Origin of the sequence: Streptomyces sp. NPDC046870, from assembly GCF_040704595.1 — a bacterium.
Lineage (GTDB): Bacteria > Actinomycetota > Actinomycetes > Streptomycetales > Streptomycetaceae > Streptomyces > Streptomyces argyrophylli.
Map to the genome: position 1 here is coordinate 168,869 of NZ_JBEYXM010000015.1, position 13,769 is coordinate 182,637.

The 13,769-nt window shown below is 75.4% G+C and carries 2 protein-coding genes; both read left to right on the forward strand.

Annotated elements, in window-relative coordinates; all coding sequences use genetic code 11:
• Positions 1-418 precede the first annotated feature (418 nt).
• Positions 419-9,145, forward strand: coding sequence for an amino acid adenylation domain-containing protein (locus tag AB0946_RS28050; RefSeq protein ID WP_366763418.1), 8,727 nt, complete (start codon positions 419-421; stop codon positions 9,143-9,145).
• A complete protein-coding gene (locus AB0946_RS28055) occupies positions 9,138-12,947 on the forward strand; it encodes an alpha/beta fold hydrolase (RefSeq protein WP_366763419.1) in 3,810 nt (1,269 codons plus the stop codon). The genes AB0946_RS28050 and AB0946_RS28055 overlap by 8 nt, the downstream gene beginning before the upstream one ends.
• Positions 12,948-13,769 lie beyond the last annotated feature (822 nt).

Below are 13,769 nucleotides of genomic sequence, written 5' to 3' on the forward strand. Positions count from 1 at the left end.
GGCCTGTCACCGGTAGGTGGCCTCGGGCGTCGGGAGTCGCGTTCGAGAGTGCACCGCGCGTCGTCCACGAATCCACCCGGGAGGCCTTCGAAAGGTGAAGTTGCGTGAATTCCCTAGAAGTTGGAGTCGGGTGAGCACTCCCTGGCGCGACGTTCTCTGGGGAATTCCCTGGAATGCCGCGCGTGGACCGGTGCCGCCTTGACCGGGCCGAGTGCGGTGGCGCACCGTGATGTGCCGAAGAACCGGGGCCAGGGTGCGTGTTCGCCAGGTCCTGGCGTGCGACCTCCCTTTTCCGCTCGTGGACCGGCCCGGCGCGTACCTGCACGCGAGGGCGGCGCGAAGCGGTGGCCGCACCGCTCCGATCCGGTCGTGCCGTCGCCGGCCGGGACATTACGGCTAGCCACGTGAGGGTTGTGCTATGTCACTCCAGCAGGACGAGCGACGTCCGCTGTCCGGGGCCCAGGAGGGTCTCTGGTACGCCGGGCGGCTCGCGTCGGACAGCGCCGCGTACAACACCGGTGAGGCGGTGGAGATCCACGGGCCGCTCGACACGGGATTGTTCGAGACCGCGCTGCGCCGCACGGTCGCCGAGGCGGACACCTTCGCCCTGCGTTTCGTCGACACCGAGGACGGTCCCCGCTGCCATCGCGCCGCGGACCCGGACGACTGGCCCCTGCACCACGTCGATGTCCGTGACGCCGAGGATCCCACGACGGCCGCCTGGAACTGGATCAGGGCGGACCTGGCGACCCCGGTCGACCTGGAGAAGGGCCCGCTGTTCTCCCACGCCCTGCTGACGCTGGCGCCCGACCGGTTCATCTGGCTGCTGAGGGCCCACCACATCCTGCTCGACGGCTACAGCTACAAGCTGCTGGGACGGCGCCTGGCCGAGACCTACAACGCGCTCGCCGCGGGCCGCGAGCCGGATGCCGCCACCTTCGCTCCGGTGCACCGGCTCCAGGAGGAGGAGGCCGCCTACCGCGCCGGCGAACGTCACACCCGTGACCGCGCCCACTGGGCCGACCGCCTGGCCGGGCTGCCCGAGCCCGCGCGGCTCACCTCGCGCACGGCGGCCCCCACCGCTCCGTTCCTGCGCCGCACCGCCGAGCTGACGCCGTCCGAGGTGGAAGCCCTGGACCGGGCGGCCTCCCGGCTCGGCGTCGCCCGCACGGACCTGCTGGCCGCCGTCACCGCCGTGTACCTGCACCGCATGACCGGCAGCCAGGACCTGGTGCTGGGTCTGGCCACGATGAGCCGGCTGGGCAGCGCCGCGCTGCGCACCCCGGGCACCGCCTCCGACATCCTGCCGCTGCGGGTGGCCACCGCCCCGGGGACGCCGCTCGCCCGGTTCGCCCGGCACGTCGCCGAGGAGCTGCGCGCCCTGCGCCGCCACCAGGCCTACCGGGGTGAGTACCTGCGCCGTGACCTGGGGCTGCTGGGCACCGGCCGCCGGCTGTACGGACCGGTGCTGAACATCGTCCCGTTCGACGAGTCGCCCGTCTTCGACGGCCACCCCACCACCTGGCACCACCTCTCCGGCGGAGCCGTGGAGGACCTTCAGATATCGGTGCGGCCCGGCGCCGAGGCGGGCGGCCTGTGGCTGGCCTTCGACGCCAACCCCGCACTGTACGAGGACGACGAACTCGCCCTGCACCGCGAGCGGTTCCTCACCGTCCTGCGCCGGCTGACCGAGGCGGCGCCGACGACCGCGTTGGGGGAGCTGGACGTCCTGCTGCCGGGCGAGCACCCGCGCGACACCCCCGTCCGCACGTATCCGGTCGAGCGCACCCTCACGCAGCTGTTCGAGGAACAGGCGGCCGCCGTCCCCGGGCGGACCGCCGTCACCTGCGGTGACCTGCACCTCACCTACGCCGAGCTCAACGCCGAGGCCAACCGGCTGGCCCGGCTGCTGACCGAGCGCGGCGCGGGTCCGGGCCGGGTGGTGGCCCTGGCGCTGGAGCGCGGGGTACGGCTGCTGCCCGCCCTGCTCGCCGTCCTCAAGACCGGTGCCGCCTACCTTCCCCTGGACCCGGGGCACCCGGCCGAGCGGCTGCGGCTGGTCGTCGAGGACGCGGCCCCGGTCGCCCTGGTCACCGAGCGCACCCACGCGCACCTCGCCGGCGCGTCGGTCCCCGCGGTGCTCCTGGACGACCCGCGGGTGACGGCGGACCTCGCAGACCGCCCCGCCGGGAACCTGACCGACGCCGACCGGCTCGCGCCGACGAGCCCCGCCGACACCGCGTACATCATCCACACCTCCGGCTCCACCGGCCGCCCCAAGGGGGTGCCGGTGCCGCACGCCAACGTCGTGCGCCTGTTCGCCGCCGCCGCGGAGCACTTCGCCTTTGGTCCCGACGACGTCTGGACGCTGTTCCACTCCTACGCCTTCGACTTCTCCGTCTGGGAGATGTGGGGCGCCCTGCTGCACGGTGGCCGGGTCGTCGTCGTTCCTTACGCCGTCAGCCGCTCCCCCCGCGACTTCCTGGAGCTGCTGCACCGCGAGGGCGTGACCGTCCTCAGCCAGACGCCGTCCGCGTTCGAGCAGCTGATCGACGCCGACCTCGAACGCGGTGGTGACAGCGGGGCGCTGCGCCACGTCGTCTTCGGCGGTGAGGCTCTGCGCCCGGCGCGGCTGCGGCCCTGGGCCGACCGGCACGGCCTGGACCGTCCGGCGCTGGTGAACATGTACGGCATCACCGAGACCACCGTGCACGTCACCCACCACCGCCTCACCAGGGCGGACCTGGACGACCCACGCCGTGGCAGCGTCATCGGCCGGCCCCTGTCCGACCTGCGCGTCCACCTCCTGGACGCCGAGGGGCGCCCGGTGCCGCCCGGCGCGAGCGGCGAGATGTACGTCTCCGGTGCCGGTGTGGCCGCCGGCTACCTGCACCGGCCCGAGCTGACCGCCGAGCGCTTCCTCGACGACCCGTTCGGCCCGCCCGGCACCCGCATGTACCGCTCCGGCGACCTGGCACGGCGCCGCCCGGACGGCACCCTGGACTACCTCGGACGCGCCGACGCCCAGGTGCAGATCCGCGGCTTCCGCGTCGAGCCGGGCGAGATCGAGACCGTCCTCGCCGCCCATCCCCGCGTGGCCCGGGCCGCCGTCGTGGTCCGCCGGGCCGACAACGGCGCCCAGCAGCTCGTCGCCTACACGGTCGCCGCCGGCGGCGCCCCCGCCGACCCCGCCGAGCTGCGCGCCCACGCCGCCGCCCGCCTGCCCGAGCACATGGTCCCGGCCGCCTGCGTCGACGTCGACGCCCTGCCGCTGACCGCCAACGGCAAGCTCGACGTGCGGGCCCTGCCCGCACCGGACTTCACCGCCGTGGCATCCGGCACCCGCCCCGCGAACCCGCACCAGGCCCTGGTGTGCGCCCTGTTCGAGGACGTGCTGAAGCTGCCCCGCGACACCGTGGGCACCGACGTGAACTTCTTCGACCTCGGCGGCGACTCGCTGCTCGCCACCCGCCTGCTGGCCCGTCTGCGGCACGACACCGGCGCGGAGATCCCCATCACCGCCCTGTTCGAGACACCGACCCCGGCTGCCCTCGCCGCCCGGCTGGCCGCCCACTCCGTCGACGCCCTGCCGCGTCCCGCCCTGGGCGCCGCCGTCCGTCCCGACCGTGTGCCGCTGTCCTTCGCGCAGGAGCGCATGTGGTTCCTCGACCGCCTCGACGAGCAGGCCGCCACGTACAACATCCCGCTCGTGGTGAGGGCGCCCGCCGATCTCGACGCCGACGCCCTGGAGGCCGCCCTCGGCGACCTGGCCGACCGTCACGAGAGCCTGCGGACGGTGTTCGCCGTGCACGACGGGGTACCGCACCAGCGCGTCCTGGCGCCCGGCGCGCTGCGGCCGGCTCTGCGCCGTGTCGACTGTCCCGCCGCGGAGAGCGCCGCCCACGTCCGCGCGGCCATGCGCCACCGCTTCGACCTGAGCGCGGAAGGCCCGCTGGCCGCCTGGCTGCTGGGCCCGGCCGCCGACCGTACGCTGCTGCTCCTGCTGCACCACAGCGCGGCCGACGGCTGGTCCCTGCGGCCCTTCGCCGAGGACCTGAGCGCCGCCTACGCGGCCCGCCGCGCCGGCCACGCACCCCACTGGGATCCGCTGCCGGTGCAGTACGCCGACTACGCCCTGTGGCAACGCGCCCTGCTGGCGCCCGCCCCGGACGGCACGGGCCGCCTGGAGCGGCTGACCGCCCACTGGCGCGCGGCCCTGGCCGGCCTGCCCGAAGAGTGCGGCCTGCCCGGCGACCGGCCGCGCCCCGAGGTGCCGCGCGGGACCGGCGCGCACGTGGAGGCGGTCGTGGACGCCGATCTCCACCGTGACCTGCTCGCCTTGGCCGACCGCGAGGGCGCCAGCCTGTTCATGGTGCTGCACGCCGCCGTCAGCTCCCTGCTCACCCGCTGCGGCGCGGGTGAGGACATCGTCCTGGGCACCCCGGTCGCGGGCCGCACCGAGCCCGCTCTGGACCACCTGATCGGGCTGATCAGCAACACCGTGGTCCTGCGCGCCGACACCTCCGGCGACCCCGCCTTCCGCGACCTGCTCGCCCGGCTGCGCACGGCCGACCTGGCCGCCCTGGACCACCAGGACCTGCCCTTCGACCGGCTGGTGGACGAGCTCAACCCGCCCCGCCGCGCCGGCCGGCACCCGCTGTTCCAGGTGATGCTGGCCCTGCAGAACAACGAACCGGCCGTCCTCGAACTGGACGGGCGACGGACCCGGCTGCGGCCGACCGCCAACGGCACCGCCAAGTTCGACCTCTTCGTGGACGTCCTGGAACGGCACACCGGCGAAGGTGCCCCCGACGGTCTCGCCCTGCACGTCGAGTACGCCACCGACCTGTACGACGCGTCCACCGCCAAGGCGTTCGCCCGCGCCCTGCACGACGTCCTGCGGGCGGTGAGCGCCGATCCCGGCGTCCGCGTGGGGCAGTTGCCCGCGATCCCCGAGCGCGCCCCCGCCCCGCCGGCGATCGCGGTGACGGAGGTGGAGGCGGCGGCGCTGTCCGTGCCCGGGATCCGCGACGCCCGCGCCCTGCCGGCCCCTGACGCCCGGGCGCCGCGCCTGTACGTGGTACCGGGACGCGCGGACGCGGTGGATCGCGTCGAGGAGGTCCTGCGGCGCGCGGGCCACGACGGTGTCCGCGTCACGGCCGTCAACGCCCTGCCCTTCAGCGAGGACGGCACGCTGGACACCGACGCGCTCCGGGCCCTGCCCGCCGTCGACCGCGCCTCGGCCGCCGCCTGGCAGCACAGCCTGATCCGCCTGCCCGGGGTGACCGCCGCCGAGGTGACGACGGAGGACATCCCCGAGGAACTGGGCCGACGCCACGCCGGCCTGCCCGAGCGCACCGCGACCGCGGCCTCCGCGGACGGCACCGCCGGCACGGCGGCGTCGTCCGCCGCACCGGCACTCAGCGAGGGCCCCGCACTCGCCGAGCCGTCCGTGGCCGACTGGGCGCAGGCCCTGCGCCGCGCCGCCGAGCGGGCACAGGGCGACATCGTCCACGTCCACGCCGACGGCAGCGAGCACCGGCGCAGTTACGCCTCCCTCATCCCCGAGGCCTCCCGGGTCCTCGCCGGACTGCGCGAGGCCGGACTGCGCCCCGGCGACCAGGTCATCCTCCAGTGCGACGCCACCGAGGACTTCCTGGCCGTGCTGTGGGGCTGCATCCTGGGCGGCTTCGTCGCCGTCCCGCTGACCGTGCCCGCTTCCTACGGCACGCCCTCGGCGGCGCTGACCAAGCTGGAGGGCATCTGGCGGATGCTCGGCCGGCCCTGGATCGTGTGCTCCGCCGACCGTGAGGCGGGCCTGCGCGAACTGGCCGCCCGTCAGAACTGGCCGGGGCTGCGGCTGACCACGGCCGAGAAGCTGCGCGAGGCGGCCGAGGACCGCGACTGGTACCCGGCCCGGCCCGACGACCTCATCCTGATGCTGATGACGTCCGGCAGCACCGGCCTGCCCAAGGCGGTGCGGCTCACCCACCGCAACGTACTGACCCGCTCGGCCGCCACCGAGCAGATGAACGGGCTCGGCGCCGCGGACGTCTCCCTGAACTGGATCCCGCTCGACCACGTCACCGGCGTGGTGATGTTCCACCTGCGGGACGTGTACCTGGGCTGCCGCCAGATCCACGCACCCACCTCCTGGATCCTTCAGGACCCGCTGCGCTGGATGGACCTCGCCGACCGCCACCGCGTCACCGTCACCTGGGCGCCCAACTTCGCCTTCGGCCTGCTCGCCGAGCAGGCCGACCGCTTCGCCGGCCGCACCTGGGACCTGTCGCCGATGCGTCTGGTGATGAACGCCGGCGAGGTCGTCGTGGCCGGCGCGGCCCGCCGCTTCCTGCACACTCTCAAGCCCTTCGGCCTGCCACAGGACGTGATGCACCCCGGCTGGGGCATGTCCGAGACCTGCTCGGTGGTCACCGACGCGGTGCTGCCCGGCGAACCCCGCCCCGGCGAGGGCACGTTCGTCAGCTGCGGCCGCCCCTATCCCGGCTTCGCCATGCGCGTCGTCGACGAGGCCGGTACGGTGCTCGCCGAGGGCGACGCCGGCCGCCTCCAGGTCCGCGGCACCTCCGTGACCGGCGGCTACCACGACAACCCGGGCGCCAACGCCGAGGCGTTCACCGAGGACGGCTGGTTCGACACCGGCGACCTGGCGTTCCTGCGCGAGGGCGAGCTGTACATCACCGGCCGCGCCAAGGACGTCATCATCGTCAACGGCGTCAACCACTACAGCCACGAGATCGAGGCCTGCGTCGAGGAACTGCCGCATGTGGTGCGCAGTTTCACCGCCGCGGTCGCGGTGCGCTCCGACCCCTCGGCGACCACCGACGAACTGGCCCTGTTCCTCCACCTCTCCCCCGAGGCCGCGGCGGGCGACACGGCCGCCGTCCTGCGGGAGATCGCGGGCAAGGTGACGCGGGAGATCGGCGTCAGCCCCGCCTTCCTCGTTCCCGTCCCCCAGGACGCGATCCCCAAGACGGAGATCGGCAAGATCCAGCGCACCAAGCTGCGCAAGAGCTTCGAGGCCGGCGCCTTCGACGAGGAGGTGCGCGCCGCCCAGTTGTTGTTGGGCACCGCCGCCACCGTGCCCGACTGGTTCCTGCGCCCGGTGTGGCAGCGCGCGCGGCCCGGCGCACTCCGCGAGGCGGCACCCGGCCGGCACACCCTCGTCCTGACGGGCGGCGACCCGGACGCGCAGCGACTCGCCGGGCGGGTCGCCGACGCGCTGCGCTCCACCGGCGGGCGGTGCACCCTGGCCACCGACGCGGCCTCGTACGCCCGGCTCGACGCCGCACGCTACCGGCTGCGGACCGGTGAGGAGAGCGACATCGCCACCCTGCTGGAGCAGTTGGAGCGCGACCAGCGGCCGGTCGACGCCGTCCTGCACCTCGGCGGCCTGGCCCCCGGGGACGACACGGGCACGACCCCGCAGGAGGGGACCGGCGCCCTGTCCCTGCTCGCCCTCGCGCGTGCCCTCGCCGCCCGGCCCGAGCGGCGGCGGCCCGTCGACCTGGTGTATGTGACGGCGGGCGCCCAGGGCGTGCGCGCCGAGGACCGGCCCCGCCCGGAACAGGCCATGGCGGGCGCCCTGCTCAAGTCCCTCGGCGAGGAGCTGGGCCGGCTGCGCGGCACCCACCTCGACCTCCCGGCGGACGACGGCGAGGACCGGCTGCCGCTGCTGCTGGCCGAGGCGGGAGCGGCCGCCGAGGGAGCGGAGGTGGCCTACCGCGGCGGGCACCGCTACGTACGCCGGCTCGTCCCGTTGCCCGACACGCCGGCACCCGTCCAGCAGCGGGCCGGCGACGGCTTCACGCTCCTCACCGGCGGACTGGGCGGTGTCGGCGGCGAGGTCGCGGCCCACCTGCTGCGCGCGCCCGGCACCCGCCTGCTGATCCTGGGCCGCACCCCCGAGGACGAACTGGGCACCGGGGCAGGCGCACCGGACCGCGGGGAACTGCTGCGGCGGCTGGGTGAGCTGGGCGAGGTCCGCTACGCGTGCGCCGACGTCACCGACGAGCAGCAGGTGCGCGCCGCGGTGGACGCGGCCGGCCAGGCGTGGGGCGTTCCGCTGACCTCGGTGCTGCATCTGGCCGGAGCGCTCGTCGAACGCCCTGTCGGCGAGCTGGACGGCGACACCTGGCGACGGGCGCTGGCGGCGAAGGCGCACGGCGCGTGGACGCTGCACAGGCTGACCGCCGACCACCCGGTCGCCTCCTTCGTCACCTTCTCCTCGGTGAACGGCTACTTCGGCGGTGCCATGAACGCCGCCTACGCCGCCGCCAACGCCTACCTCGACGCCCTCGCCCTGTACCGTCGCCGCCTCGGCCTGCCCGCGCAGTCCCTGGCCTGGAGCATGTGGCGGGAGCGGGGTGTGAGCCGCGGCTACCGGCTCGCCGCGCTCACCGAGGCCCGCGGCTACCGGCTGCTGGACGTGCCCACGGCGCTGCGCTCCTTCGATCTCGCCCGCACGCTGGACGAGCCGCACCTGCTCATCGGTGCCGACCGCACCGCCCCGTGGGTGCGCAGTCATGTGGCGGCACCCGCCCGCCAGGTACGCCGCCCGGTCGCGCGGGTGGGCCTGTCGGACGGCACCGACCTCGGCGCCCTGTACCGCGCGGCCGCCGACGCCGCCCGGGCAGCGGGCCTGGGTGACGACTGGGTGCTGCGCTCGGCCGGTGCCACCGGGCACCGGGAGGCGAGCGGGCCGGGCGCGGACGTGCGGCAGCTGGAGAGCAGGCTCGCCGAGGTGTGGTGCGGCGTGCTGGGCCGCGACCGGGTGGGACGGGACGAGAACTTCTTCGACCTGGGCGGCAACTCGCTGCTGCTGGTCACCGCCCAGAGCGCGGTCAACAGCGCCTTCGACACCGATCTGTCGGTCGTGGACCTGTTCGCCCACCCCACCGTGCGCGACCTGGCCCGCCACCTGGCGGCCCGCACCGGCCCCGCCGTCGCCGAGCCGTCACCGGAGCCGGGAACCGACGCCGGCCGGGCAGGCGGCCCCGGCGCAGGACGGCCCGCCGAGCCGGCGTCCAGCGGCCTGGACCGCGCCAAGGAACAAGCACAACGGCAGCGTGCGGCACGTGCCCGCCGCACCGCACGGCACGGAAAGGACCGCGGCCATGCATGACACCCCCGCAGCGCACGACGAGGAGGTCCCCGCCGTCGCCGTGATCGGTATGGCGGGCCGCTTCCCCGGTGCCGACGACCTGGACGCCTTCTGGGAGAACCTGACGGCCGGCCGGGAGTCGGTGCGCCCCGTCAGCGACGAGGAGTTCCTCGCCGCGGGCGGCGACCCGCGCGACCTCGACGACCCCTCGCTGGTGCGCATGGCGTCCGTCGTGGAGGGCATGGACCGCTTCGACTCCGGCTTCTTCGGCTACAGCCCCGCCGAGGCGGCCGTCGTCGACCCGCAGCAGCGGTTGCTGCTGGAGACGGCCTACCACGCCCTGGAGGACGCCGGCTGCCTGGGCGAGGGCCGTACGACCGGGGCGTTCGGCGTGTACGCCGGCAGCGGCGACAGCCGCTACTACCCCGCCCACGTCCATCCCCGCTTCGCCGGTCAGCCCGGATCGGTCGCCCTGGTGCACGCGGCCACCGCCAACTCCCTGGGCACGCTCGCCACCCGCGTCTCCTACGAACTGGGGCTGACCGGCCCGAGCGTGTCGCTGCAGACGGCCTGCTCGACCGCGCTGGTCGCCGTGCACACCGCGTGCCAGGACCTGCTGGACCACCGCTGCGACACCGCGCTGGCGGCCGCGGTCTCCCTCAACCCCTCCGCCGCCCTGGGCTACCGGCACGTGCCCGACGGGCCCTTCTCCCCCGACGGCCACTGCCGCGCGTTCGCCGCCGACGCCGCCGGCACCTCCTCCGGCGACGGCGTGGGTGCCGTCGTCCTCAAGCGCCTGGAGGACGCCCTGGCCGACGGCGACCGCATCCGCGCCGTCATCCGCGGCAGTGCCGTCAACAACGACGGGCGCCGCAAGGTCGGCTTCAGCGCGCCCAGCGCCGCCGGACAGACCGAGGTCATCCTCGCGGCCCAGGCCGAGGCGATGGTCGACGCGGACACCATCGGCCTGGTCGAGGCGCACGGCACCGCCACCAAGCTCGGCGATCCGATCGAGGTCGCGGCGCTCACCGAAGCCTTCCGGCACAGCACCGACCAGCGGGGCTTCTGCGCCCTGGGGTCGGTGAAGACCAACATCGGCCACCTGGGAGCGGCGGCCGGCATCGCCGGGCTCATCAAGGCCGTGCTGGCCCTGGAGCACCGGCAGATCCCGCCGAGCCTGCACTTCGACCGGCCCAACCCGCTCATCGACTTCGACTCCAGCCCCTTCCGGGTGCCCACGTCCCTGGAGGACTGGCCCGAGCGCGACCATCCGCGCCGCGCCGCCGTCTCCGCCTTCGGCATCGGCGGCACCAACGCCCACGTCATCCTGGAGGAGGCCCCGCCCGTCACCGCCGCCGCGTCCCGCCCGGCCGAGGACGGCCGCCGCCTGGTGCTGCCGGTCTCCGCACGCACCGCCGGCGCGCTGCGCGGCCAGGCCGACGCCCTCGCCCGGCACCTGGAGCGCCGTCCCGGCCTGCGCCTGGACGACATCGCGTACTCGCTGCGCGCCGAGCGGCCCGCGCTGCGCCACCGCCTCACCGTCACGGCGGCCTCCCGCGAGGAGGCCGTGGCGGCCCTGCGCACCGCCGCGCCCGGCACCCCGCCGGTGGGCGACGACCCGGCCCGGGTGGCGTTCCTGCTGCCGGGCGGCGGCACCCAGTACGCCGGCATGGGGGCGGAGCTCTACCGCGAGCACGCCGTCTACCGCGACACCGTCGACGAGTGCGCGCGCATCCTGCGGCCCGTCCTCGGCGGCGATCTGCGCGGCACGCTGGTCGAACGCCGGCCGGCCGACGACACCGACGCCCTCCTGGGCCTGGTGGTGACCGAGTACGCGCTGGCCCGCACGCTGATGGAGGCGGGCGTTCGCCCGGACGCCCTCATCGGCCACTCCCTGGGCGAGTACACGGCGGCCTGCCTGGCCGGGGTGATCGACCTGGAGGAGATGCTGCCGCTGGTCGCCGAACGGATCCGGCTGATCAGCTCCGCGGGCGGCGCCACGACCGGCGTCGCCGCGCCGGCGGAGGAGGTCCTGCCGCTGCTCGACGAGCAGTTGTCCCTGACCGCGGTCAACGGCCCCACCGCGTGCACCGTCGCCGGGCACCTCGACGCCGTCGAACGCTTCGAGGCCGGCCTCGCCCGCCGGGGGACGCCGTTCCGCCGCCTGCGCATTCCCGTCGCGGCCCACTCCCACGTCCTGGATCCCGTGCTGCCGGCCTTCGAGAGCCACCTGCGGCAGGTCACGCTGCGCCCGCCGCGCATCCCCTACGTCACCAACGTCACCGGCGCCTGGATCACCGACGCCCAGGCCACCTCCGTACAGCACTGGCTCGACCACACCCGGCACACCGTGCGCTTCGCCGACGGCATCGCCGCCCTGTGGGAGCGCCTGCACCCCGTCCTGGTGGAGATCGGCCCCGGGGACACGCTGACCAAGCTGGCCGTCAGCCGGCTCGCCGACGAGGCACCGGTGACGGTGACCACCATGCCGCACGCCAAGGCAGAGGCGGCCGACTCCTTCGTCCTGGCCGAGGCTCTGGGCCGGCTGTGGTGCGCGGGCGTGGACGCCGCCCTTCCACCGGTGCCGGGCAGCGCCCGCGGGGTGCCGCTGCCGCCGTACGCCTTCGAACGCCACCGCCACTGGATCGACGCCCCCGGCGTCCGCACGGACGCCCCGGCGCCCGACGCCCCGGCCGCGGCACCGGCCGGCAGTGCCCTCGCCCCGCGCCCCCGGCTGACGACGGAGCACGTGCCGCCGCGCTCCGAACGCGAGGAGGCGGTCACCCGGGTGTGGGAGGAGACACTCGGCATCGGCGGCATCGGCGTGCACGACAACTTCTTCGACCTGGGCGGCGACTCGATGCGCGCCGTGCTGCTGGCCGGCCGCTTGCGGCAGACGGGCGTCCTCGACGTCCCTGCGGCGAAGCTGCTGGCCGCTCCCACGGTCGCCGGCCTGCTCGCCGAGGAACCGGCAGGCGCGGCGCCGGACGCCGGCCCCGTCACCGCGCTGGGCCCGCTGCTGCCCCTGCGCACGGAGGGCACCGCCACTCCGCTGTTCTGCCTCCACCCCGGGGCGGGCGTGTCCTGGCGCTACACGGGCCTGCTGCCCCACCTGGGCGGCGACCAGCCCGTCTACGGCGTCCAGGCCCTGGGTCTTGACGGCACCCGGCCGCCCGCGGACGACGCCGCCGCCATGGTCGGCGCCTACCTCGACCTGGTGCGCGAGGTACAGCCGCACGGTCCCTACCGGCTGCTGGGCTGGTCCTACGGGGGTTTTGTCGCACACGCCATGGCCTGCGCCCTCCAGGAGGCCGGTGAACGGGTCGAACTCCTCGCCATGCTCGACGCGCCCCAGCCCCACGGCACCAGCTACGACCCCGAGACGGCCGAGCGACAGGTCGCCGCCCTGTTGGCGCGGGTCGCCGGCCTGCCCCTGACACCCGGGGCCGCGCCGGAGGTGGAGTCGGTCCTGGACCGCATCGACGCCGCCCTGGCCGCCGATCCGGCCAGTTCCCCCGTCACCCGCGCGCAGGCCGCCGCCATCGCCGCCGTCATGCGCAACAACCTGCGCATCGCACCGCAGTTCGCCCCTGGTCGCTTCCGCGGTGACGTCCTGTTCTTCAGCGCGGCCCAGGAGCCGGCCACGGAGTTCTCCGGCGACCTCGCGGTGCAGCCCGGCAAGGCCGACGGCTGGCGCCCGTACGTCGACGGCACCCTTCACGACCACCAGGTTCCGTGCGGTCATTACGAGATGACCGAGCCGGAGCCGATCGCCCGCATCGGCGAGACGGTCGCCAAGGCCCTGCGCGCCCTGAGGTACTGAGTCCGAGGCCGCCCGCGCCCCCCTCCGCCCGCCCGGGTCCGCCGACGCCTCCCGCACCGACGGGGTGGACGTCCCACCCCGTCGCCCGCGGGCAGGTCGCGGTGGAGGGGTGGCGACGCGCGTCGACCGCCACCCGTCCGGGTGGCGCCGGGTGGCCGGCGCCGGCACGGGGTCGGACACCGGGACCGGCTGCCGGACCCCTCGGACGAGGGGCCATGAGTCGGTGGGTGAGCGGCGCCCGCGCCTTCGCCGGCGCTTCCGGGCCGTACTCGGCGAGCGCCGCGACCCGCACGTCGTGCCGGGGCGCCCGGGCCGCGACACCGTGCCCACGTCCACGTCCCTGTACCTGTTCGACAGCGACGGCATGGTCGTCGGCTGCGGCGGGACCGCGGGCTACGACGGCGACGTGGGCCCGCGCTCTGTGTGGATGCGGCGGAGGGGGCTGCCTTCGCGCCCTCGCCCTCGCCTTCCACCGGCCCCGCCCGCCGGCTGGGCGGAGGCGAGCGCCCACGACTCCGGGCGTGCGTCGACGAGGCTGCCGCAAGGCGGTCGTCGGTCGGACGGTCGGCGAGCCAGGCCGGCAGGGGACACGCGTGCGCGGGTGATCCCGCTCCGGCGGGCGGCGGGTGGTGTCCCCATGGCAGACGGCTTCCTGGGCGCGAGCGGTCCCTGCGCGCCCTAGGGTCTTTCGTCTGGATCAGGCCGGATCAGGGAGCGGGTCTGGTGCCGTGCGTCGCAAGGCGCAGGAGGGCGCCATGGCGGAGCCATGGCAACCGACGACAACGCGACGAGGCGCGGCATCAGGGACCGCGAGCCCGGCAT